Origin of the sequence: Streptomyces humidus, from assembly GCF_014649655.1 — a bacterium.
Lineage (GTDB): Bacteria > Actinomycetota > Actinomycetes > Streptomycetales > Streptomycetaceae > Streptomyces > Streptomyces humidus.
The window spans coordinates 37829-59989 of record NZ_BMTL01000039.1 but is presented as its reverse complement, the minus strand read 5'-3'; the positions used below and the strand labels follow the sequence as shown (position 1 = coordinate 59989).

21 protein-coding genes are annotated in these 22161 nt (G+C 72.4%); 14 read left to right on the top strand and 7 right to left on the bottom strand.

Translation table 11 applies throughout. The annotated features are described in order from the left end of the window. Positions 1-69 precede the first annotated feature (69 nt). The 6 genes from ribH to IE239_RS34520 all read left to right on the top strand — a co-directional run bounded on the left by ribH (position 70) and on the right by IE239_RS34520 (position 4909). Positions 70-555: a 6,7-dimethyl-8-ribityllumazine synthase gene (gene ribH, locus IE239_RS34545; RefSeq protein WP_190153415.1), complete on the top strand. Its 486-nt coding sequence runs from the start codon at positions 70-72 to the stop codon at positions 553-555. A 33-nt stretch (positions 556-588) separates the two neighbouring features. Next, the gene (locus IE239_RS34540) at positions 589-861 is read left to right on the top strand and encodes a phosphoribosyl-ATP diphosphatase (RefSeq protein WP_018534786.1); all 273 of its coding nucleotides are present in this window, start codon (positions 589-591) and stop codon (positions 859-861) included. Between the two features lie 79 nt (positions 862-940). Next, complete coding sequence (gene hisG, locus IE239_RS34535; RefSeq protein ID WP_190153414.1) at positions 941-1798, top strand: ATP phosphoribosyltransferase; 858 nt, start codon at positions 941-943, stop codon at positions 1796-1798. Between the two features lie 14 nt (positions 1799-1812). After that, complete coding sequence (locus tag IE239_RS34530; protein WP_190153413.1) at positions 1813-2295, top strand: PH domain-containing protein; 483 nt, start codon at positions 1813-1815, stop codon at positions 2293-2295. Positions 2296-2501: 206 nt separating this feature from the next. After that, positions 2502-3827 (top strand): hemolysin family protein, encoded by a 1326-nt coding sequence (locus IE239_RS34525; RefSeq protein WP_190153412.1) that lies wholly within the window; start codon positions 2502-2504, stop codon positions 3825-3827. Further along, entirely contained in the window at positions 3824-4909 is a 1086-nt protein-coding gene (locus tag IE239_RS34520) for a hemolysin family protein (RefSeq protein ID WP_190153411.1), read from the top strand. Before IE239_RS34525 ends, IE239_RS34520 begins: the two co-directional genes overlap by 4 nt. Positions 4910-4927: 18 nt before the next feature. On the opposite strand, the gene IE239_RS34515 is transcribed toward IE239_RS34520, so the two are convergent. Both IE239_RS34515 and IE239_RS34510 read right to left on the bottom strand, forming a co-directional pair. Further along, positions 4928-6805 carry an AAA family ATPase gene (locus tag IE239_RS34515; RefSeq protein ID WP_190153410.1) on the bottom strand — a complete coding sequence of 626 codons (1878 nt, stop codon included), beginning with the start codon at positions 6803-6805 and terminating at the stop codon, positions 4928-4930. A 439-nt stretch (positions 6806-7244) separates the two neighbouring features. Beyond that, positions 7245-7862, bottom strand: a complete 618-nt coding sequence (locus IE239_RS34510) for a uridine kinase family protein (RefSeq protein WP_190153445.1) — start codon at positions 7860-7862, stop codon at positions 7245-7247. Between the two features lie 299 nt (positions 7863-8161). Between IE239_RS34510 and IE239_RS34505 the strand changes: the two genes are divergently transcribed. The 3 genes from IE239_RS34505 to IE239_RS34495 all read left to right on the top strand — a co-directional run bounded on the left by IE239_RS34505 (position 8162) and on the right by IE239_RS34495 (position 10512). Continuing rightward, positions 8162-9547 (top strand): C39 family peptidase, encoded by a 1386-nt coding sequence (locus tag IE239_RS34505; protein WP_190153409.1) that lies wholly within the window; start codon positions 8162-8164, stop codon positions 9545-9547. 90 nt (positions 9548-9637) lie between these two features. After that, a complete protein-coding gene (locus IE239_RS34500; protein ID WP_190153408.1) occupies positions 9638-9778 on the top strand; it encodes an SCO1431 family membrane protein in 141 nt (46 codons plus the stop codon). Between the two features lie 74 nt (positions 9779-9852). After that, on the top strand, positions 9853-10512 hold the full coding sequence (locus tag IE239_RS34495; RefSeq protein WP_190153407.1) for a TetR/AcrR family transcriptional regulator: 660 nt from the start codon (positions 9853-9855) through the stop codon (positions 10510-10512). A 1065-nt stretch (positions 10513-11577) separates the two neighbouring features. Here the strand turns inward: IE239_RS34495 and IE239_RS34490 are convergent. Beyond that, entirely contained in the window at positions 11578-12033 is a 456-nt protein-coding gene (locus IE239_RS34490) for a hypothetical protein (protein WP_190153406.1), read from the bottom strand. A gap of 241 nt (positions 12034-12274) precedes the next feature. On the opposite strand from IE239_RS34490, the gene IE239_RS34485 reads away from it, so the two are divergent. The 4 genes from IE239_RS34485 to fxsA all read left to right on the top strand — a co-directional run bounded on the left by IE239_RS34485 (position 12275) and on the right by fxsA (position 16562). After that, on the top strand, positions 12275-12715 hold the full coding sequence (locus IE239_RS34485; protein WP_190153444.1) for an Lrp/AsnC family transcriptional regulator: 441 nt from the start codon (positions 12275-12277) through the stop codon (positions 12713-12715). Between the two features lie 81 nt (positions 12716-12796). Continuing rightward, positions 12797-14413 (top strand): amidohydrolase, encoded by a 1617-nt coding sequence (locus IE239_RS34480; RefSeq protein WP_190153405.1) that lies wholly within the window; start codon positions 12797-12799, stop codon positions 14411-14413. Between the two features lie 591 nt (positions 14414-15004). Beyond that, entirely contained in the window at positions 15005-15970 is a 966-nt protein-coding gene (locus IE239_RS34475; protein WP_190153404.1) for a polyprenol monophosphomannose synthase, read from the top strand. Positions 15971-16016: 46 nt separating this feature from the next. Beyond that, positions 16017-16562 carry an FxsA family membrane protein gene (gene fxsA, locus IE239_RS34470; RefSeq protein WP_190153403.1) on the top strand — a complete coding sequence of 182 codons (546 nt, stop codon included), beginning with the start codon at positions 16017-16019 and terminating at the stop codon, positions 16560-16562. Positions 16563-16921: 359 nt separating this feature from the next. Here the strand turns inward: fxsA and IE239_RS34465 are convergent, their stop codons facing one another. From IE239_RS34465 to yczE, 4 genes are all read right to left on the bottom strand, one after another. Next, positions 16922-17296, bottom strand: a complete 375-nt coding sequence (locus IE239_RS34465) for an RNA polymerase-binding protein RbpA (protein WP_020128921.1) — start codon at positions 17294-17296, stop codon at positions 16922-16924. Positions 17297-17575: 279 nt separating this feature from the next. Then, on the bottom strand, positions 17576-18925 hold the full coding sequence (locus IE239_RS34460; RefSeq protein ID WP_190153402.1) for an MFS transporter: 1350 nt from the start codon (positions 18923-18925) through the stop codon (positions 17576-17578). 52 nt (positions 18926-18977) lie between these two features. Continuing rightward, positions 18978-19745 (bottom strand): glycerophosphodiester phosphodiesterase family protein, encoded by a 768-nt coding sequence (locus IE239_RS34455; protein ID WP_190153401.1) that lies wholly within the window; start codon positions 19743-19745, stop codon positions 18978-18980. Then, positions 19742-20428 carry a membrane protein YczE gene (gene yczE, locus IE239_RS34450; RefSeq protein ID WP_229878552.1) on the bottom strand — a complete coding sequence of 229 codons (687 nt, stop codon included), beginning with the start codon at positions 20426-20428 and terminating at the stop codon, positions 19742-19744. Before yczE ends, IE239_RS34455 begins: the two co-directional genes overlap by 4 nt. Positions 20429-20526: 98 nt before the next feature. On the opposite strand from yczE, the gene IE239_RS34445 reads away from it, so the two are divergent. Beyond that, positions 20527-22023: an SCO1417 family PLP biosynthesis transcription factor gene (locus IE239_RS34445; RefSeq protein ID WP_190153400.1), complete on the top strand. Its 1497-nt coding sequence runs from the start codon at positions 20527-20529 to the stop codon at positions 22021-22023. The last annotated feature ends 138 nt before the right edge of the window (positions 22024-22161 follow it).

Sequence of the window (22161 nt, the reverse complement as noted above, 5' to 3'; positions counted from 1 at the left end):
CCAGTAACAGGCAACCAGTGACCGGCGATCGGCGAGCACGGTCGGCGAGCACGGCATCGGAGGAGAGACGTGAGCGGCAAGGGCGCACCGGAACTGTCCGTACGCAATGTGGGTGACCTCCGGGTCGCCGTCATCGCGGCGCAGTGGCACGAGAAGGTGATGGACGGTCTGGTGGACGGCGCGCTGCGCGCCCTGCACGACCTCGGCATCGACGAGCCGACCCTGCTGCGGGTCCCCGGCAGCTGGGAGCTCCCGGTCGTCGCCAAGGTGCTGGCCGGGCGCGGGTACGACGCGATCGTCGCCCTCGGCGTCGTCGTCCGGGGCGGCACGCCGCACTTCGAGTACGTGTGCCAGGGCGTCGTCCAGGGCCTCACCCAGGTCTCCGTCGAGACCGGCGTGCCCGTCGGAATGGGCGTCCTCACGTGCGACACCGAGGAGCAGGCCCTGGACCGGGCCGGCCTGGAGGGCTCCCACGAGGACAAGGGGCACGAGGCGGTGACGGCGGCCGTGGCCACCGCGGCCGTCCTCCGCTCAGTATCCGAACCCTGGCACTGACCCGCCCGGTCTTGGAGCTAGGCTGACCTCACCATGTCGAACAAGACTTTCGAGGAGCTCTTCACCGAGCTCCAGCAGAAGGCCGCCACCGGCGACCCCGCCACTTCCCGCACCGCCGAACTGGTCGGGAAGGGCGTCCATGCCATCGGCAAAAAGGTCGTCGAAGAGGCCGCCGAGGTCTGGATGGCGGCCGAGTACGAGGGCAAGGAGGCGGCCGCCGAGGAGATCTCGCAGCTGCTCTACCACGTTCAGGTGATGATGGTCGCCCGCGGAATCTCGCTGGACGACGTGTACGCCCACCTGTAGAACGCTCTCCCGACCCCGCTCCGCACACACCTGCCGCACCCGCCCCGTCTCCCCGTACCACGCGAAGGAAGCCGACCTCATGCTGCGCATCGCCGTCCCCAACAAGGGTTCCCTGTCAGGCCCCGCGGGGGAGATGCTGCATGAGGCCGGCTACCGGCAGCGCCGCGAGTCCAAGGAACTGCGGATCGTCGACCCGGTCAACGACGTCGAGTTCTTCTACCTCCGCCCCCGCGACATCGCGATCTACGTCTCCTCCGGCCGCCTCGACATCGGCGTCACCGGCCGCGACCTGCTGGTCGACTCCGCCGCCGAAGCCGAGGAGATCCTCCCCCTCGGCTTCGCCCGCTCCACCTTCCGCTTCGCCGCCAAGCCGGGCACCGCGCACACCCTGGACGACCTCAGGGGCCGCACGATCGCCACCTCCTACGAGGGGATCGTCGCCAAGCACCTGGCCGAGCAGGGCGTCGAAGCCTCCGTCGTCCACCTCGACGGCGCGGTCGAGACGGCCATCGAACTGGGCGTCGCCGAAGTCATCGCCGACGTCGTGGAGACCGGCACCTCGCTGCGCAACGCCGGCCTGGAAGTCTTCGGCGACCCGATCATGCAGTCCGAGGCCGTCGTCATCCGCCGCACCGGCGCGGACGCCGAGGACGCCGCCGAGCCGAAGGTCCAGCAGTTCCTGCGCCGCCTCCAGGGCGTCCTGGTCGCGCGGACCTACGTGATGATGGACTACGACTGCCGCGTCGAGCAGTTGGAGAAGGCCGTCGCGCTGACCCCGGGCCTGGAGTCGCCGACCGTCTCCCCGCTGCACAACGAGGGCTGGGTCGCCGTCCGTGCCATGGTCCCCGCCAAGGAGGCCCAGCAGATCATGGACGATCTGTACGACATCGGCGCCCGTGCCATCCTGACCACGGCCATCCACGCCTGCCGACTCTGAACCGGCCCGGGAACATGTCCGATCACGCGGTCAGCGACCTGCCCGCCCTTCCCGCCACCTTCCGGCCCGGCCGGACCCGCGCGGTCCTGATCACGGCCGGAGCGGCGATCCTCGTCGTCATCTCCACCGTGGCGATGCTGCTGGAACAGCTCGGCCCGGGGGAGCGGCTCAGCTTCATCCTCACCGGCGCCCTCATCTTCTGGGTGCTCGCCCGGATCGCCCGGGTGCGCGTCGACGCCGACGACGCCGGCGTCACCGTGGTGAACATCGCGGGCCGGCGGCGGCTCGAGTGGGCGGAGATCCTCCGGGTGAACCTCCGTCCGGGCGACCCCTGGGTGTTCCTCGACCTCAGCGACGGCACCAGCCTGCCCGCCCTCGGCATCCAGCCCGGCATCGACAAACGGCAGGCCATCGCCGACGCACGCAGCCTGCGGGCGCTCGCGGAAGCCTGGTCGGTCCGAGACCCCGAGACGCCCTCGGAACAAGATCAGGGCTGACTCGGGGCCGTCCGCCCTGCCGTTCAAGGCCCCGTCTTGATTAATCTGGTGACGGAGGCGCTGTCCCTGCGCCTCCACCCCTGTCGTGCCCTGCCGGGCTCACGGGGGTTCCTGCTACCCGAGGAGTGACTCCCTCCGGCGATGGACGGTTCGTCCTGTAGTACCTGCGCCGCCCCGGTCCGACCTGGTTCCAAGGCGGCGGCATCATGACCCATCCCTTGCTGCTCCTGGCAGCCGCGTTCCTGCTCATCCTCGCCAACGGCTTCTTCGTCGCCGCCGAGTTCGGCCTCGTCACGGTCGAGCGCCCGGACGCCGAGAAGGCCGCCGCCGAGGGCGACCGACGGGCCCGCACGGTCGTCGATTCGCTCAAGGAACTGTCCTTCCAGCTCTCCGGCACCCAGCTGGGCATCACCATCACCTCCCTCGTGGTCGGCATGCTCGCCGAACCGGCGCTGGCGGAGCTGCTGCACGGCCCGTTCACCGTGATCGGCATCCCCGGGAGCGCCGTCTCCGGTGTCGCCGTGGTCGTCGGCATGCTGCTGGCCTCCGCCGTGCAGATGGTGATCGGCGAGCTGGTGCCCAAGAACTGGGCGGTGTCCAGGCCCTTGCAGGTCGCGCGGTTCGTCGCGGGCCCGCAGGCCGGCTTCTCCCGCCTCTTCCGGCCGGTGATCGCGGCTCTCAACACCGTGGCCAACCGGCTGGTGCGTGCCCTGGGCGTCGAGCCCACCGCGGAGCTGGCCTCCGCGCGGACCCCCGGCGAGCTCGTGTCCCTGGCCCGCCACTCGGCCCGGGCCGGCGCGCTGGAACAGGACACGGCCGACCTCTTCGTGCGGACGCTGTCGCTGGCGGAGCTGACCGCGCAGCACGTCATGACCCCGCGCGTGAAGGTCAGCGCCCTGCAGTCGTCGGCCACCGCCGAGGACGTGGTCAACCTGACCCGCGCCACCGGCCTGTCCCGCTTCCCGGTCTACCGCGAGAAGATCGACGAAGTCGTCGGCATGGTCCATCTCAAGGACGCCCTGGCGGTCCCGGTCCGCGACCGGCTGCGCACCCCCGTCGTCCGCATCGCCCGCCCGGCGCTGCAGGTTCCCGAGACCCTGCCCGTGCAGCCCCTGCTGGCCCGGCTGCGCAGCGAGCAGCCCATCGCCGTCGTCGTCGACGAGTACGGCGGCACGGCCGGGGTGGTCACCCTGGAGGACATCGTCGAGGAGATCGTCGGCGAGGTCCGCGACGAGCACGACGGCCAGGACGCCCCTGAGCTGGCCGCGGCCCCGCCCGAGGAGGGCAGACCGGCCTGGGACGTGGACGGCAGCTGCCGCGTCGACACGCTGCAGCGCATAGGGCTCGAGGTCCCCGAGGGGCCGTACGAGACGGTCGCCGGCCTCGTCGCCGACCTGCTCGGCCGTATCCCGGCCGTCGGCGACCGGGCCGAGCTGCCCGGCTGGCGGCTCTCGGTGCGCCGGATCGGTCACTACCGGGCCGAACGGGTCCGGCTGGTGCGCACCGGCCAGGTCGTGGAGGTCACCCGATGAACGCCCTGCAACTCGTCTTCGCCGCGCTGCTCGTGCTCGCCAACGGCTTCTTCGTGGGCGCCGAGTTCGCCCTCGTCTCGGTCCGCCGCAGCCAGATCGAGCCCCTGGGCACCGCGCGGGCCCGCCAGGTCCTCTACGGCCTGGAACGCCTGCCGCAGATGATGGCCGCGGCCCAGTTCGGCATCACCGTCTGCTCCCTCACCCTGGGCGCGGTCGCCGAGCCCACGGTCGCCCGGCTGCTGGAGCCGCTTTTCGGGTGGATCCGTCTCCCGCACGGGATGATCCACCCGCTCGGCTACGTCATAGCCCTCGCGGCCGTGGTCTTCTTCCACCTCGTCATCGGCGAGATGGTGCCGAAGAACCTGGCGATGGCGGCCCCCGAGAAGGCCGCGCTGTGGCTCAGCCCCGGCCTGGTCGCCTTCGCCCGGCTCTGCCGGCCGATCACCGTGGCTCTCGGCGCCTGCGCCCAGGGCATTCTGCGGCTCTTCCACGTGGAGCCCAAGGACGAGGTCGAGGCCGTCGTCACCAGCGAGCAGCTGAACCGGCTGCTGGAGGACTCCGGGCAGGCGGGACTGCTCGGTCCCGAGGAGCGGGAGCGGCTCGAGGACGCGCTGGAGCTGGGTTCCCGTCCGGTGACCGACGTGCTGCTGAAGCGTGAGTCCCTGGTCACGGTCAGCCCCTCGGTCACCCCGGGCGGGATCGTGGAGCTGACCGCCCGCACCGGTTACTCCCGTTTCCCCGTGGCCGCCGAGAACGGCGCCTACATGGGCTACCTGCATGTCAAGGACGTCCTGGATCTGGAGGACTCCGAGCGGGCAGTGCCGCAGCAGGTGTGGCGTCCGATGACCAAGCTCCGGTCCGAACTGCCGCTGGACGACGCCCTCACGGTGATGCGCCGGGCGGCGACCCATCTGGCCCAGGTCGCCGACGCGTCCGGCAGGGTCCTCGGCCTGGTCGCCCTGGAGGACGTGCTGGAACTCCTGGTGGGCGAGGTCACCGACCCGGCGCACCGGGAGGTTCCCCAGGTGCGGCTGACGGATCCGACGGCGCGCGACGAACCGGAGCAGGCGCTGGCGAGCTGAGAGGCGCCGCGGGATCCGTCACCTGGCCGACGGATCCTGCGGCCTCCTCCCCGACAGCACCTCGCCGTACGCCTGCATCAGGTCCGGAAGCCGCAGTGTCGACAGGTCGTCCCGCGTCAGCGCGCCCGGGTAGGCGGACAGGCGCAGATCCCGGTAGGCGCAGCTCTTCTCGTACAGCGTCCGCAGGAACCGCCCGTTGCCCAGCTCGTCGATCCAGCCCTGGTCGACGACGTGCCCGGCGATCGAGCGCAGCTCGTCCAGCGCCTCCTCGTCCCACGCGTCGCCGTTCTCCGCGGCCAGCACCTCGCCGATGGAGGTGAGCTCCAGGGGCCGGTAGGAGGGGAAGTCGACGCGGGTCGTGAACCGGGAGGACAGCCCGGGGTTCGCGGCCAGCAGCCGGTCCATGCCCTCGGGATAGCCGGCCAGGATCACGACCAGGTGGTTCCGGTTGTCCTCGGCCCGCTTCAGCAGCACCTGGAGCGCTTCGTCGCCGTACGCGTCGCCCTTGCCGTATCCGGAATTGGAGAGCGAGTAGGCCTCGTCGACGAAGAGCACGCCGCCGAGGGCGGAGTCGATCAGCTCGTTGGCCTTCACGGCCGTCTGGCCCAGGTACTCGCCGACCAGGTCGGCCCGCTGGGCTTCCACGAGGTGGTCGCCCCCCAGCAGTCCGAGGGCGTAGAAGACCCGGCCGAGGATGCGCGCCACCGTGGTCTTTCCGGTGCCCGAAGGGCCGGAGAAGACGAAGTGCCGCTTGGGCGGCTGGACCGGAAGTCCCTGCCCGGTCCGCAGCCGAGCCATGTTGAGCTGGGCGGACAAGGCCTTGACCTGGCGTTTCACCGGCTCCAGCCCCACCATGCGCTCCAGCTCGGCGAGCGCTTCCTCAAGGAGGGCGGGATCGGTGGGCCCGGCCGGCAACGGTCCGGAGGGAACGAGGCCGGTGTTCCGTGCGGCGGGTTCGGTCACCGGCGGCAGCGGGACCACGGGGGGCGGATCGGCGGGCTCGGTGAGCCTGAGATCGCGCCCCTCCGTGCCGAACAGCGGGTCGAGGCCGTCCGGCCCGTCCATCGTGTCCTGCCCGAGCCCGGTGAGCGTGATCGCCGCGAGGTCGGCGGTGTCGTCGTACCCGTCGTACCCGTCGCTCTCGGCGATCGCGGCCAGCCGGGCCGAGGTGTCCATGAACGCGGCGTCGACGCGGTGGACCGCCCGGTACAGGGGAAGGGCGGCCGCCGAACGGCCGGTGCCCTCGTGGGCCCGGGCGAGCCAGTACCGCAGTTCCTTGCGCTGCGGCTGCTCGCTGCGGCAGCGCATCAGCGCCGCCGAGAGCAGCGGCTCGGCCTGCCCGTACATCTCCAGGCGCACCCGGGCCATCCCCCCGAACAGACCGGCCTCGATGCCCAGCAGGGAGTCGTCCAGCAGCGGGTCGGTGTGCCGGACCAGCTGCTCCCAGTCCTTGACCAGGTAGGCGCGGCAGGCGTGCAGGAACCGGACCTGGTGGTCGGCGTCGACGGGCGGGAGTCCGGCGAGCGCCCGGTCCAGTTCGGGCACATGGCGGCCGTCGAGCCAGTGCGAGGCGTGCGCGAGGAGCAGATCGCGTGGGCTCTCCAGCACCGGTTGCACCCACCAGCCCAGCCAGTACCAGGAGTTGAGGGTGCGGCGGTGCCGGGTCCGCTGTTCGCCGAAGCGCTCGCGGTGGCGGAACATCCGCAGCAGCGCGGTCGTCGTGTCGACGCGCAGCGCGTGCAGCCCCAGCCAGCCGTCGGCCATCCCGGGATCGATCCGCACCGCGGTGCGGAACTCCTCCTCCGCCTGCGGATAGGCGCCCATGGTGTAGGCGTCCACGCCTCGCAGCCAGGCCAGATCGGCCGGGGCCTCCGGGCCCTGCGTGCCGAAGTCCATCACGTCCCCCACAAACCGTGCCCCGTCGGTCTGCCGCCGGGCCGTCGCCCGTCGGCTGCCTTGGTCGAACCGCTGTGCCGCGGACCGGAGTTGCAAGGTGCGCGCAGCAGTCCAGGTCGCACCGATGGCATCGTACCTGCGTGGGCGTCGCCCGCCGTAGGGTGCCGCACGTGCCCGTTCGACGAGGTGGGAGCAGACGGGGCGCACAACCGGACCGTGACCCAGGGTGAGTGAACGGTGGCGCGTCGCGCCCGAAAGGGGAGGGCGGAACCGGAGGAGGGCAGAACGAAGCCCCCGATCACGGGGGAACAACCGGGGGCTTCGCGTCTGGGGGCGGCTTCGATGCCGCACATTCAGAACGTAAGACCTGTACGGGCCGTCGGTCAAGCGGAGTTGAAGCACTTGGCGAAGTTCGAGTGCAGGGACCTTCACCGTCTCGTCACATCGCGGCCGGGCCCTCACGGTGGGTGACATCCTGGTCCGGACCAGGCGCTCCCATCGGCCCCCGCAGCACCGCGTATCCCTCCTGCAACTGCCGTACCAGCAAGTCGGCGTACGGTCGCGACGGGTCCTCGGCGAAGTGGCCGGCTTCGGCCGAAACCCAGCCGTCCCAGAACTCCCGCTGCTCCTCCCCGTCACGGGACCGGCCGCGCGCCCAGGCCTCCCGTGCCGGTACGTCCATCCACAGCAGGCACGCGAGCGCGGGCCGCAGTGCGCGCCGGCCCGCACCGACTCCCTCCATGAGGACGACGGGTCCGGCGGGCAGCGGCCGAGACGGGCCGAAGCGACGGGCGCGCCAGTCGTAGGGGGTGTACCGCGCGCTCTCGCCGCGGCCGAAGGGTTCGATCACCTGGGTCAGCAGCCGCCCGGTCCACGCGAAGAGCTCGTCGTGCGAGGCGATGTCGTCGAGATGCAGGACCGGCGCTCCGCCCAGCGCCCCGGCCAGCGCCGCGGCGAAGGTGGACTTCCCCGAGCCGGCGTGTCCGTCGACGCCGATCAGACGGACCGGCCCGCAGGACGGCGGCAGGCGGCGGAGCCGGGAGGCGAGCTGACGGATGGCGGGTCCAGGTGTGCGAGGAGGAGAGGGAGGAGGGGGGAGAGGAGGCGGCCCGCGGGACGAGCGGGAGGGCCGGGAGCAGGGGGACGGGCGGGGTGGGCAGGAGCAGCGGGACGGCCGGGTGGGACGGCAGAAGGACGGACCCGTCGGTGCGGCGGGCAATTCTACGTCCGTACGCCACACCGGTGGTCCGGGCCCTCGTTCGTGGGCGTGGCCCGGGCGGCGGTGCTGGAAGGCGCGCCCGCAGCCGTCCATAGTGGCCGCACAGCCGCGCCGAGACCTCGGGGGTCCTTCCGCCCATGACCACAGCCGAACAGCCGTCCCGCAGGAGAGTCCTCGCCGCCGCGGTCGCCGCCGCCGTCGCCGGTGGACCGGCCCCGGCCGCGACGGCGGCGACAGCCGCGACGGCCGCGGGCGCGACGGAGACCGGCGACGCCGGATCGGCCGCGGTCCGATCCGTCGACCACCGCGCCTGGATCACCTACGCCGACTGGCGCACCGGCGCCGTGCAGGGCACCCGTGTCCAGGCGGGGGTCCGCCCGGGCGTCGTCATCGCCGACCCGCTCGGATCCGTCGACTACACGGACCCGCACACCAGGACCACCGCGGCCTGGGAGTACGCGACCTGGACGTCCCCGGTCCGGGCGCTCGCCGTCCCGGCCACGGAGGTGATCGCCTCCTGGAACGCGGACACCCCGGCCGGCACCTGGATCCAGGTCGAGCTGAAGGGCACGTACTCCGACGGCAGGGGCACCCCCTGGTACGTGATGGGCCGCTGGGCGTCCGGCGACCAGGACATCAGGCGCACCTCGGTCGACGGCCAGACCGACGGCAGGAGCTCCGTCCGGACCGACACCTTGGCCGTCGACGACGCCTCGACGGGTCTACGCGTCGCCGCGGTCAGGCTCCGGCTCACCCTGTACCGCCGTCCCGGGACCGATGCCACCCCGACCGTGTGGCGACTGGGCGCCACGGGCTCCGACGTCCCGGACCGCTTCACCGTCCCGGCCTCCGTGCCGTCAGTTGCGCGGGAGCTGGTCGTCCCGCGCTATTCGCAGGAGATCCACCGGGGCCGCTACCCCGAGTACGACAACGGCGGCGAGGCCTGGTGCAGTCCCACCTCCTCGCAGATGATCATCGAGTTCTGGGGCGGCCGGCTCACGCCCGAGCAGCTGGCCTGGGTCGACCCCTCCTACAGCGATCCGCAGGTGTGCCACGCCGCCCGGTTCACGTACGACTACCAGTACGGCGGCTGCGGCAACTGGCCGTTCAACGTCGCTTATGCGGCGACCTTCGCCGGTCTGCAGGGCGTGGTGACCCGGCTCGGCTCCCTCGCCGACCTGGAAAGGCTGATCGCCGCCGGGATCCCGGCTCTGACGTCGCAGTCCTTCCTGAAGACGGAGCTGACAGGGGCGGGGTACGGCACCTCGGGCCACCTGATGACCGTGATCGGCTTCACGGCCCAGGGAGACGTGATCGCCAACGACCCGTTCTCGGCGGACGACGAGGCGGTGCGACGCGTGTACCGGCGGCGGGAGTTCGAGAACATCTGGCTCAGGACCAGACGCCACGACGCGAGCGGCAGAGTGGCCTCCGGCAGCGGCGGCGTCTGCTATCTCTACTTCCCGGCGCTGCCGACCGCCCGCCAGCGCGAGGCCCTCACCGCCGTGGGCGTCCCCGTGTGAGCAACGTCTCTGCCGCCCGGACCCGGGCGGGTGGCAAAGTGGACGGATCGTAGGGGGATCCACCCGTACGTCCGAACTCGGCGAGACACCATGACCGAACAGACAGCCACCGCAGCACCGGTCCGCACCGGAGGCCCCGACGCCGACGGCCCGAAGATCCTGGAGCACATCGTGGGCTGGGTCCTCGTCGTGGTCGTCGCGATGCTGGTCACCAGGCTCGGGCTGCTCTGACTGGCTTGATCTGACGCACGGTTGACCTGACATACTGCGGAAGTCCCGCCGACCGCCCGAGACCAGGGTCGACCTTGAATATCAGTGAACAGCGCGAAGCCGTCCGCCCCCGGGCGCGCGGTACCGAGCGCTCACTGGCGCGCCGCGCCGAACTCATCTCCATCGGGCGGAAGTTGTTCGCCGACACGTCCTACGACGCGCTCTCGATGGACGACATCGCCCGGCAGGCGCACGTCGCCAAGGGGTTGATCTACTACTACTTCCAGTCCAAGCGCGGCTACTACCTGGCGATCATCCAGGACTCCGTCGCCGATCTGGTCGCCTTCGCGGCGAGCGGCATGGATCTGCCCCAGGTGGACCGGGTGCAGCGCACCATCGACGGATATCTGCGCTACGCCGAGCACAATCAGGCCGCCTACCGAACGATCGTCAGCGGCGGCGTCGGTTTCGACACCGAGGTGCACGCCATCCGGGACGGCGTGCGGGCCGCGATCGTGGCGACCCTCGCCGAGGGCGCGTACGGCCGCAGCGACGTCCCGCCGCTGCCCCGCATGGCCCTGCTGTCCTGGGTGTGCAGCGTGGAGGGGGCCACGCTGGAGTGGATCGCCCGCCCCGAACTCTCCCGCGAGGTCATGGGCGACCTGCTGGTGAAGACGCTGGGCTGCTGTCTGCGCGCCATCGAGGAACTCGACCCCGCCTTCCCCGCGCCCGTACCGGCCCGCCGCGAGGGCTGACGCCGAGGCGGCCGGGGGAGCTCGTGTCCCTCCTCCCCGGCCGGCCGGTCATACGGTGCGGAACGCGGCGCTGCGGGCACGGCTGCGCCGCCGTCCTCACCGTCCGGCCGGCGTCGCCCGCGCCGGCCGGGGCCCCGAGGCTCGTCGAGAGCCTGCCGCCGGGCTCGGCGGGCCGTCAGCGCCCGTCGCCCAGCGGATCCCCCGAGCCGCTGAACGGCCCCGGCCGCACCTGCGGGGCTGCCGTCAGACGCCCACACTCGGGACCGTTGCGGCCCGGCCGGGTCCGGCCCCGGTCGGCCCAGGTGCGCAGCAGGTCACGGTAGATGGGCGGGTCCTGAGCGCTCGACGCGGCCTGCGGAACCGGTCCCCCGCGGGCGGGTCCAGGGCGCGGCGGAACGAGAAGATGGCGGTGACGCCCGGGCGCGGCCGAACAGGTGGGAGTCATACCAGGCAACGGCGGGCCGCCCGACAGGTCACCCCACCGCCCCCGCAGAGCGAGAGTTCGGAAGGTGTCCCGGCTCGGTCGGTCGTGTCCCGCCTCGCGGGGCGAGAGAGCAAGGGGTACCCGTTCCGGTACGAGGTCTCTCCACGGTTTCCGGGCGACATGGCAGTGCACGAGGCGCCCTGCCGGGGCGAGTCGACCCGCGATCCGGCCGAACTGCCGCCCCCGGCACACGGATTCCGGCACCTTGATCGGCTGCACCGCCCGGCGGGACGCCACCGCCCGGTCGCCCGCACCGCCGGCCACGGTCGTCCGTCCCGGCCGACACGACCTCGACCTGACGCGCGCGCCACGAAAGGCTGATGCTCCTGATTGACGTCCTGTCAGATCCCTTTCGCTCGGAGGGATTTCGCTGCCGGGCTACGGGGTGACGGACTACCGGTCACCGGGCTACGGGTGGTGCCGCGCCGAACGAGGCGTACGCGTTCGAGGAGTGCGGGATCCGTCGTCCAGCCCGGTTCGGCGACCGGTCACCGCCCCGACGGGCGGAGTTCCTCGCGCCCCCGGCGACGGCGGCAGCCGACGGAGTCGGAGCGGCCGGGCGATTGGCGCGAGGATCCTGGTCAGGCCGCGGCGCTGCGCAGCACCGGCACGCGCATCGGGCGTGAGCCCGGGCCGCCGACGTGCGAGAAGGGCTGCGTGCGCCAGTCCAGTCCCTGGGGGAGCGTGAGCAGCAGTGCGGTTTCCTGCTCCTGGGGCTCGGCGGACTCGTCGGCGGAGCGGGCCTCGGTCGCTGCGCGTCCCGTCCCGGCGCAGACCGTGAGGCCGAACGGGTTCCACGGCGAGGCGCACAGCGCGTGCTCCGGCAGGATCTCCTCGTCCGCGAGCAGCGCGATGGGCTGCGCGCAGTCCGGGCAGATCACGCGGTACATCTCGAAGGTGTCGTACGCGTCGAAGTGGTCGGCGTCATCGGCGTCGAAACCGTCGGCGTCGAAGGGTTCGACGCCCTCCGGCTCGGGCTCGATGACCGACTGGAGCCGCTTGGGCGCGGTGCGGCCAGGGCGCTTAAGACTCTGCATGGGATTCTCCCCCTCGGGCTGGGTCGTGACGGCACTGCGGCCTCGACCACAGCAAGCACTTCCCAGCCCGTCCGGGCGGTAACCACGGGGCCGTCACGAAGCCTTGACAAGTGCTGTGGCATTCGTCACATGCCGTTTGCAGATGCCGCACGCCCCATCCGGCCCGGCACATCACGAACCGGCTATGACCTGGGCTGCATACGTATACGCGGAGATCGGCCGCACGGTAGGTTCTTACGTCATGGAGGAGCTGGACCGGCAAATCGTGCAGCTGCTCGTCAGGGACGGGCGGATGAGTTACACCGACCTGGGCAAGGCCACGGGCCTGTCCACGTCCGCCGTGCACCAGCGGGTGCGCCGGCTGGAACAGCGCGGCGTCATCCGCGGGTACGCGGCCGTCGTCGATCCGGAGGCCGTCGGGCTGCCCCTGACCGCCTTCATCTCGGTGAAGCCGTTCGACCCCAGCGCCCCCGACGACATCGCCGAGCGGCTGGCGGGTGTGCACGAGATCGAGGCCTGCCACAGCGTCGCCGGCGACGAGAACTACATCCTCAAGGTGCGCGTGGCCACCCCGCACGAACTGGAGGAACTCCTGGGGCGGATCAGGGCGCTCGCGGGGGTGTCGACGCGCACGACGGTAGCTCTGTCCACCCCGTACGAGGCCCGGCCGCCGCGGATCTGAGGGGCCCCAGGCCCAGGACAGCCGTCGCGGATCCGAGGGCCCCGTGCCGGGTGGCCGGCGCGAGGCGCGAGACTGTTCCCCATGAGTGAGCGCGCCCCCCAGCCGAAGACCGTCCTGCTCCGCCGCGGAGAGGTCCACAGCCCCGCCGACCCGTTCGCGACCGCGATGGTGGTCGAGCGCGGCCAGGTCGCATGGGTCGGCTCCGAGGGCGCCGCCGACGCCTTCGCGGACGGCGTCGACGAGATCGTCGACCTTGACGGCGCCCTCGTCGCGCCCGCGTTCACCGACGCTCATGTGCACACCACGTCCACCGGTCTCGCGCTGACCGGACTCGACCTGTCGGGCGCCCCCTCCCTGGCCGCCGCTCTCGCCCGTGTGCGGGACTTCGCGGCCGCCCGTCCGCAGGACAAGGTGCTGCTCGGGCACGGCTGGGACGCCTCCCGCTGGCCGGAGGGGCGTCCTCCCCGGCGCGAGGAACTGGACGAGGCCACGGGCGGCCGGCCGCTCTACCTCAGCCGGATCGACGTCCACTCGGCCGTCGCCACCACCGCCCTGCTCGATGTGACGCCCGGCGTGCGAACCGCGGCCGGTCACGTGGACGGGGAGCCGCTGACCCGGGACGCGCACCACGCCGTCCGCGCCGCCGCGTTCGCAGCCGTGACGCCCGCGCAGCGCGCCGAGGCACAGCGGGCCGCCCTCGCGCACGCCGTGTCCCTCGGCATCGGCTCCGTTCACGAGTGCGGCGGTCCGGAGATCTCCTCCGAGGACGACTTCACCGACCTGCTGCGGCTCGCCGCCGAGGAGAGCGGCCCGCGGGTCGTCGGCTACTGGGCGGAGCAGGACGTCGACAAAGCCCGGGAGCTGGGCGCGCTCGGCGCCGCCGGGGACCTGTTCGTCGACGGCGCCCTCGGCTCCCACACCGCCTGTCTGCACGGCCCGTACGCCGACGCGGACCACACCGGCGCCGCCTTTCTGGACGCCGCCGAGGTGGCCGCGCATGTGACGGCCTGTACCGAGGCCGGCCTTCAGGCGGGGTTCCACGCCATCGGCGACGCCGCCGTGAGCGCCGTCGTCGAAGGGATCCGGGCCGCGGCGGAGAAGACCGGTCTCGCCCGGATCCGCGCCGCCCGCCACCGGGTGGAGCACGCCGAGATGCTCACGCCGGAGACGATCGCCGCCTTCGCCGAACTGGGACTCACCGCCTCCGTCCAGCCCGCCTTCGACGCGCTGTGGGGTGGCGATGAGGGCATGTACGCGCAGCGCCTGGGCGTCGAGCGGGCCCGCACGCTGAACCCCTTCGCCGCCCTGCTGCGGACCGGCGTTCCGCTCGCCTTCGGCTCGGACAGCCCGGTCACCCCCCTCGACCCCTGGGGCACGGTCCGCGCCGCCGCCTTCCACCGCACCCCCGGGCACCGCGTCTCCGTACGCGCCGCGTTCACGGCTCACACGCGCGGCGGCTGGCGGGCCGTCGGACGCGACGACGCGGGCGTCCTGGTCCCGGGCGCGCCCGCCGACTACGCGGTCTGGCGGACGGACGAGCTCGTCGTCCAGGCTCCCGACGACCGGGTCGCCCGCTGGTCCACCGACCCCCGCTCCGGCACCCCGGGCCTGCCCGATCTGACCCCGGGGGCCGGTCTGCCGGTGTGCCTGCGGACCGTGGTGGGCGGCCGGACCGTGTTCGTGCGCCCGAGCGAGTGATCTCCCCGGTCGGCGCGGCGAAGATCACCCGTCCGCCTGGCGTCGTGCCGGTGGCCCCTCCTCCCCTCTGACCAGGGCGTTGGTGAAAGACTCGCAGGTCGAACGGCTGTTGACAGCCGACTGCGGCGGCCCGGTAGGTTCGGCGGAGTCCACCACCGGACGCCCCGCCGGGGAACGTCCGCGCACTCGCCGCGGTGCCGCTGGGTCAGGGACGGTGTGCCGTGACCGGCGCACCGCCACTGGCAGCCAGGCTCAGTGCCCGCGCCGCAGCGAGGGACGTTCCGGCCGGTCGGGGAGGTGTGACCCGGGTGGGGCCCGGGCGCTCAGTAGACAACGGCTTTCGGTAGACCCGCAGCCAGCGGATCCCGGGCCGGCCCGAAGAGCGCCGGGCCCCCATCCGCAGCGGGCTTGCACAAGGCCCGCCCGGGGCGGAAACCGGGGGCCGGACGGTCCCGGGGGTGCATACGAGCTCAGAAGCGCGTTGTCGCCCCGCTTTCGTGGACTCGACACCGCCTTTCGAACGTCCTGTCACGTCATCGCAGGCCGCGGCCACTATGGTGGTCCCCTGCGTACGGACTTGAAGGGGCAGCAGTGAACGACGGCGACGGGACCCGAGCGGCACAGGACCGGGGACGGCAGTTCGGTCCGCTCGGCACGGCCTTGGTGATCATCCCGACCTACAACGAGGCGGAGAACATCAAGAGCATCGTCGGCCGGGTGCGCAAGGCTGTCCCGGAGGCCCACGTCCTCGTGGCCGACGACAACAGCCCCGACGGCACCGGCAAGCTCGCCGACGAACTGGCCGCCGAGGACGACCAGGTCCAGGTGCTCCACCGCAAGGGCAAGGAGGGACTCGGCGCGGCCTACCTCGCGGGCTTCCACTGGGGCCTGGACAACGGCTACGGCGTGCTGATCGAGATGGACGCCGACGGCTCCCACCAGCCCGAGGAACTGCCGCGCCTCCTCACCGCGCTCAAGGGCGCCGACCTGGTCCTGGGCTCCCGCTGGGTGCCGGGCGGACGGGTCGTGAACTGGCCCAGATCCCGCGAGGTCATCTCCCGGGGCGGCAGCCTCTACTCCCGCCTCGCCCTCGACCTTCCGCTGCGCGACATCACCGGCGGCTACCGTGCCTTCCGCCGCGAGACCCTGGAGGGCCTCGGCCTCGACGAGGTGGCCTCCCAGGGGTACTGCTTCCAGGTCGACCTCGCCCGCCGTGCGGTCAAGGCCGGCTTCCACGTGGTGGAGGTGCCCATCACGTTCGTCGAGCGTGAACTCGGCGACTCCAAGATGAGCCGCGACATCCTCGTCGAGGCGCTGTGGCGGGTCACGGCGTGGGGCGTGGGGGAGCGGGTCGGCAAGATCACCGGGCGGGGAACCGACCAGCCGGAGCGTCCGCAGACGCCCGCCCCGGCCCACGGCGGCACCCCGAAGTCCGTCGAGTCAGGCGGCGACGCCACGGAGTCCGGCGGCGACGCCGTCAAGCCCGACAGCGACGCGGCCGGGACGGAGGCCGGCGGCGCCTCGCAGGGCGACGGCAGGTCCCACCGCGACGGCTGAGCCGCCTCTTATGCCGCTCTGAGCCCCGTCCGGGCACACTGGAGGCATGACGACCGGCTCTCCGATCCCCGCGTACCCGACCGACGCCCGGCCCCCACGGACGCAGCCCCGACGGACCCAGCCCCGCCGCTCCCGCCTGCGGACGTTCCTGCCGCTGGGCCTCGCCGCCTGGCTGGTGCTGGAGATCTGGCTGCTGACCGTGGTCGCGGGTGCGACGAGCGGGCCGGCGGTCCTCCTGATCCTCGTCGCCGGCTTCGTCCTCGGCGCCGTCGTGATCAAGCGGGCCGGGCGCCGGGCCTTCCGGAACCTGAACGAGGCGCTTCAGCGCGGCACGGCCCCCCGCAAGGGCGGCGGTAACGGTCTCATGATGCTCGGGGGCCTCCTCCTGATGATCCCGGGCCTGGCCTCCGACGCGATCGGTCTGCTCCTGCTGCTCCCGCCGGTCCAGAAGGCGGTCAGCGGCTACGGGGAGCGCAAGCTGCGCGAGGCCGCGGCCACGCCCGGCTCCCTGGGCGACGCCTTCCAGCAGGCCCGCATCCACCGCCCGGACGGCAAGGTGGTGCAGGGCGAGGTCATCCGGGACGAGCACTGACCTCGGAGAGCCGGCTTCCGCCCCGGGTCCGGCGCCCCGGATCCCGGGTTCCACCCCCTCGCTCTCGACTCCCGGTGCCCCCGGCTCCAGGGCCGCGGTGACCCCGCCCCGCCATCGGACTACGACCACCGCTCCCCGACGCCCCCGCTCCCGAGCGCGGGCGTCGGTGGCCGGCCTCCGCGCAGTGCCCCGTGCGCACGCGCGGAGACAGTCAGGCGAGCACAGGCGGAAACGGGCGACCAGGGCGGGCAGGACCGCGGGGCGGGCAGCACAATGACCGCGGGCGCCGTACGTGTTTCACGTACGGCGCCCGCGGTCATTGTTCGTGCGCTGTGAAGTCGGCGCAGCCCCTGAAGGAGCTACGCGCTTTTACGGCTGTCGCGGGGATGTACCGCGAGGTTCATCGCCCCGGACCGCAGAACGGCCAGGCGCTCCTCGAGGACCTCTTCCAGTTCCTCGCGGGTCCGCCGCTCCATCAGCATGTCCCAGTGCGTACGCGCGGGCTTGGCCTTCTTTTCCTCAGGGCCGTCGCCGTCGACCAGAAGTGCAGGGGCTCCACAGACCTTGCACTCCCACTCCGGCGGAATCTCCGCCTCGACCGAGAAGGGCATTTCAAACCGGTGCCCCTTCTCGCATGCGTACTCCACGGCCTGGCGCGGGGCCAGGTCGATACCGCGGTCCGTCTCGTAGCTGGTCACCACGAGGCGCGTGCCGCGAAGAGCTCGCTCACTCATGAATCGTGCCTCCCGGGCTTGTCGCCCACAGGACAGGTGTGTCGCTGTCGTCGTCATCCGGTCAACGTCCGGGCGGCGGTAAAGATTCCCGAGCCGAGTCCGTTCGGGGTCGTGCCTCGCCGTCGTAGCCGCAGCCTTGTCAACCAGTGCAGTACCCACCGGCGCCCGGTTTGTCACATCTGAAAGGAGATGTCACCCAGCGTTTCGGCATCTTTGACGCGCAGTAACGGTACGCCTGGCGGGCCAAACGCGTACACTACCGCCCTTTCGCCTTGAGCGCTAAATCTTCTCGGGCACCGGGTTCCCCGCGTCGCCGATCGCCCGCCGCACGGGTACCCGCGCGAGCAGCACGAACCCGATCACGAAGAAGGCCACCAGAGAGACGATCGCGTCGCGATAGCTGCCGGTGAGCTGGTAGGTGATCCCGAACAGCAGCGGACCGAGCCAGCTCATGCCGCGGTCGCTCATCTCGTACGCCGAGAAGTACTCGGCCTCCTTGCCGGGCGGGACGAGATGGGAGAACAGGGAGCGGGACAGGGCCTGGCTGCCGCCGAGGACCAGTCCGATGGCTGCCGCCAGCAGGAAGAACCCCACCGGCGCCCCGGCAGGCAGGAAGTATCCCGCGCCCAGGGTGAGCGTCCAGGCCGCCAACGAGCCGAGAATGGTCCGCTTGGCGCCGTACCTCCGAGCCAGCCGTCCCATCCCCAGGGCGCCCGCCACCGCGAGGAGCTGCACCAGCAGCACGGCGCCGATCAGCGTGGACTGACCGAGGCCCAGCTCCTCGGAGCCGTAGACCGAGGCCTGGGAGATCACCGTCTGGATGCCGTCGTTGTAGACGAGGTATGCCAGGAGGAACGAGAGGGTCAGCCGATGGCGGCGCATGTCGCGGACCGTCGCGGCGAGCTGCCGCAGCCCCGGAGCCGTCGCCTCCTCCCGCACGGCGGCCGGCCGGTCGCGCAGCCGCAGCAGCGGGATCAGCGCGAAGCCGCCCCACCACAGCCCGGCCGAGGCCAGGCAGATGCGGACGGCCGTCGACTCGGAGACTCCGAAGGAGTCGTGGGCGAGATAGAGGACCAGGTTCAGGACGAGGACCAGCGAGCCCGCCGCATAGCCGAACGCCCAGCCCCGGGAGGAGACCGCGTCGCGTTCCTCGGGCGGGGCGATCTGCGGCAGATAGGAGTTGTAGAGCATCATCGCCACCGACTGGGCCGCGTTCGCCACGATCAGCAGCGCGCCGCCCAGGAGATACCGGTCGCCGCCGAGGAAGAACATGGCGGTCGTGGCCGCGGCGCCCACATAGGCGGCGGCGCCCAGCAGCGGCTTCTTGCGCCCGGTGCGGTCGGCGGCCGCGCCCACCAGAGGCATCACCACGACGGCCACGATCACCGACAGGGACACCGAGTAGGCGAAGAAGGAGCCCGCCCGGACGGGGACGCCCAGGGGATGCACATACCCGTCGGCGTCCGCCGCCGCCCTGGCGACCGAGGTCAGATAGGGGCCCAGGAACACGGTGAGCACGCTCGTCGAGTAGACGGAGCACGCCCAGTCGTAGAAGTACCAGCCGCGCTGCTCGCGCCGCCGCCCGACGGCTTCGTCGGACGCAGCCGTCCGCACGGTCTCGATTCCCACCCGCGCCCTCGCCTCCCGGTGCCGGAACCGCGTGCGGGCGGTGGGCCCGAGGTCAGACCCAGACGCCCCGGTCCTCCATGACCTTGCGCAACGCGTCGATGTGATCGGTCATGATGCCATCGACTCCCAGGTCCAGGAGCCGGTGCATCCGATCCGGATCGTTGATCGTCCACACGTGGACCTGCAGCCCGCGCGCGTGGGCGGCGCGGACGAAGCGGCGGTCGACGACCTGGATGCCCGACCGGGCCTCGGGAACCTGCGCGGCGATCGCCGAGCTGCGCGGCCTCGCGGGCACCCCCCAGGAGTTCAGCCGCAGGTCGAGCACGCCCCGGGTGCCGTACGACGTCGCCAGGCGTGGCCCGGCCAGTCGCTGGGCACGGGCAACGCGCGCCTCCGAGAACGAGCCGACGCAGACACGGTCCCAGGCGTCCGCGCGGGCGATCAGGTTGAGCAGTGGATGCAGAGCGGGCTCCGCCTTGAGGTCGACGTTCCACCGCACCCCGGGGAACGTCTCCAGGAGTTCCTCGAAGAGCGGCACCGGCTCCTTGCCCCCCACGCGCGCCTGCCGCACCTGCGACCACATCAGATCGGCTATGCGGCCCGCGCCGTCGGTCACCCGGTCCAGCGTCGAGTCGTGGAAGGCCACGAGTCTGCCGTCCCGCGTGGCGTGCACATCCGTCTCGACATAGCGGTACCCCGCGTCCACCGCGCGCCGGAACTGCGCCACGGTGTTCTCCAGACCGGCCGCGGCCCCGCCGCGGTGCGCGAACGGGATGGGCCCCGGATGGTCGAGGTACGGGTGGCGTACGAGGCTGGTCACGGACGCAGTATTGCTCCCTGCGGTGTCCCGGTGGCAACGACCGCGCTGCCGCCGGATGCCGCGGGAACGGCGAACACCCGCAGGAAGAACTGGGCGAGCGGTCCGATCGTGACCGCGTACAGCAGCGTGCCGACGCCGATCGTGCCGCCGAGGGCGAACCCGGTCGCCACGACCGCCACCTCCACCGTCGTCCGCATCAGGCGGACCGAACGACCGGTGCGCCGGTGCAGACCGGTCATCAGCCCGTCCCGCGGACCCGGCCCGAAGCCGGCCGAGATGTACAGGCCGGTGGCCGCGCCGTTGAGGACGAGCCCGGCCACCAGCAGGGGCGCCTGCGCGGCCAGTGTGCGCGCCTCCGGGACGCACGCGAGGGTGCCGTCCATGGCGAGCCCGACGACGAACACGTTGGAGACCGTGCCGAGGCCCGGCCGCTGGCGCAGCGGGATCCAGAGCAGCAGCACCGCCGCGCCCACGCCGATCGACACGACGCCGATCGACAGCCCGGTCAGCTCGGCGAGACCCTGGTGCAGCACGTTCCACGGCTCCAGGCCCAGGCCCGCCTGGACGAGCAGGGCGGAGCTGGCGCCGTACAGCGCGAGGCCGGCGTAGAGCTGGAGCAGCCTGCGGACGACACGGCCGTTGGGTTCCCGCGAGGAGGTTTCCTGCGGTGACGGCTCGGACAAGGGGACCCCCGGTGGTGGCAGTGGCCTGACTCGTGACACTCTGTGGCGTGGAAGCGCACGTCATCCATGGCCAATTCGGGGAAGGTGGACTGGTAATCATGGCGCAGTGGACTTCTGCGGTGGGGGCCGCGCAGCTCGCGAGGCTCCTCAAGTCCCAGCAGGACCGCCCGGTCGGCCCCGGCGCCCGGCGTCCGCCCGCCTACCGCGCCCTCGCCGACGGCGTCCGGCTGCTGGTGCTCGAAGGCCGGGTCCCCGTCGCTGCCCGGCTGCCCGCCGAACGGGAGCTGGCCCTTTCCCTCTCCGTGAGCCGCACGACCGTCGCCGCAGCCTACGAGGCGCTGCGCGCGGAGGGTTTCCTGGAGTCCCGGCGCGGCGCCGGCAGCTGGACGGCCGTGCCGGCGGGCAACCCCGTCCCGGCCCGGGGACTGGAACCGCTGCCCCCCGAGAGCCTGGGTTCCATCATCGACCTGGGCTGCGCGGCTCTGCCCGCGCCCGAACCCTGGCTCACCCGTGCCGTGCAGGGCGCCCTGGAGGAGCTGCCTCCGTACGCCCACACGCACGGTGACTACCCGGCGGGCCTGCCGGCGCTGCGCGCGATGATCGCCGAGCGCTACAGCGCGCGCGGGATCCCGACGATGCCCGAGCAGATCATGGTCACGACCGGGGCCATGGGGGCCATCGACGCCATCTGCCACCTCTTCGGCGGGCGCGGCGAGCGCATCGCCGTCGAGTCGCCCTCCTACGCCAACATCCTTCAGCTCATGCGCGAGGCGGGCGCCCGGCTGGTGCCCGTGGCCATGGCCGACGGCCTGGCCGGCTGGGACATGGACCGCTGGCGTCAGGTCCTGCGCGACGCCGCGCCGCGCATCGCGTACGTCGTCGCCGACTTCCACAACCCGACCGGGGCGCTCGCCGACGACGACCAGCGACGCCGGCTGGTGGAGGCGGCCCGCTCGGCCGGGACGGTGCTGGTCGCCGACGAGACCATGAGCGAACTGTGGCTCGACGACGTACGGATGCCCCGGCCCGTGTGCGGCTTCGACGCCGGAGGGTCGACCGTGATCACGGTCGGTTCGGCGAGCAAGGCCTTCTGGGCCGGGATGCGCATCGGGTGGGTGCGGGCGGCACCGGACGTCATCCGCAGCCTGGTGGCGGCCCGCGCCTATGCCGACCTGGGCACGCCGGTGCTGGAGCAGCTGGCGGTGAACTGGCTGTTCAGCACCGGCGGCTGGGAGCAGGCCGTGGAGTTGCGACGAAGCCAGGCCCGCGGGAACCGGGACGACCTGGTCGCGGCGGTACGGCGGGAGCTGCCGGAGTGGGAGTTCGCCGTCCCCGAGGGCGGTCTGACCCTGTGGGTGCGGGCCGGCGGGCTGTCGGGTTCCCGGCTGGCCGAGGCGGGGGAGCGGGTGGGACTGCGGGTGCCCTCCGGCCCCCGGTTCGGGGTCGACGGCGCCTTCGAGGGGTATGTGCGGCTGCCGTTCACCGTGGGAGGCGCCGTGGCTGACGAGGCGGCCGTGCGTCTGGCCGCCGCCGCGCGGATCGTGGAGAGCGGCGGCACGGTGGGCGGCGAGGGACCACGCACGTTCGTGGCGTAGCGGGAGCGGGAGCGGGAGCGGGAACGGGACCGAGCGCGGGAGCCGGAACGGGCGCGGGAGCCGGAATCGGCTGAGGGCGGAACGGGCGTCCCGGACGGGCGTCCCACGTTCGTCGCGCATCGTCGTCTCGCATGTCCC

Coding starts and splice junctions, on each gene's coding strand:
- IE239_RS34530 (WP_190153413.1), top strand. CDS start 1,813: ATGTCCGATCACGCGGTCAGCGACCTGCCCGCCCTTCCCGCCACCTTC.
- IE239_RS34500 (WP_190153408.1), top strand. CDS start 9,638: ATGACCGAACAGACAGCCACCGCAGCACCGGTCCGCACCGGAGGCCCC.
- IE239_RS34480 (WP_190153405.1), top strand. CDS start 12,797: ATGAGTGAGCGCGCCCCCCAGCCGAAGACCGTCCTGCTCCGCCGCGGA.
- IE239_RS34540 (WP_018534786.1), top strand. CDS start 589: ATGTCGAACAAGACTTTCGAGGAGCTCTTCACCGAGCTCCAGCAGAAG.
- IE239_RS34525 (WP_190153412.1), top strand. CDS start 2,502: ATGACCCATCCCTTGCTGCTCCTGGCAGCCGCGTTCCTGCTCATCCTC.
- hisG (WP_190153414.1), top strand. CDS start 941: ATGCTGCGCATCGCCGTCCCCAACAAGGGTTCCCTGTCAGGCCCCGCG.
- IE239_RS34520 (WP_190153411.1), top strand. CDS start 3,824: ATGAACGCCCTGCAACTCGTCTTCGCCGCGCTGCTCGTGCTCGCCAAC.
- IE239_RS34515 (WP_190153410.1), bottom strand. CDS start 6,805: ATGGACTTCGGCACGCAGGGCCCGGAGGCCCCGGCCGATCTGGCCTGG.
- IE239_RS34485 (WP_190153444.1), top strand. CDS start 12,275: ATGGAGGAGCTGGACCGGCAAATCGTGCAGCTGCTCGTCAGGGACGGG.
- IE239_RS34465 (WP_020128921.1), bottom strand. CDS start 17,296: ATGAGTGAGCGAGCTCTTCGCGGCACGCGCCTCGTGGTGACCAGCTAC.
- IE239_RS34490 (WP_190153406.1), bottom strand. CDS start 12,033: ATGCAGAGTCTTAAGCGCCCTGGCCGCACCGCGCCCAAGCGGCTCCAG.
- IE239_RS34445 (WP_190153400.1), top strand. CDS start 20,527: ATGGCGCAGTGGACTTCTGCGGTGGGGGCCGCGCAGCTCGCGAGGCTC.
- IE239_RS34505 (WP_190153409.1), top strand. CDS start 8,162: ATGACCACAGCCGAACAGCCGTCCCGCAGGAGAGTCCTCGCCGCCGCG.
- fxsA (WP_190153403.1), top strand. CDS start 16,017: ATGACGACCGGCTCTCCGATCCCCGCGTACCCGACCGACGCCCGGCCC.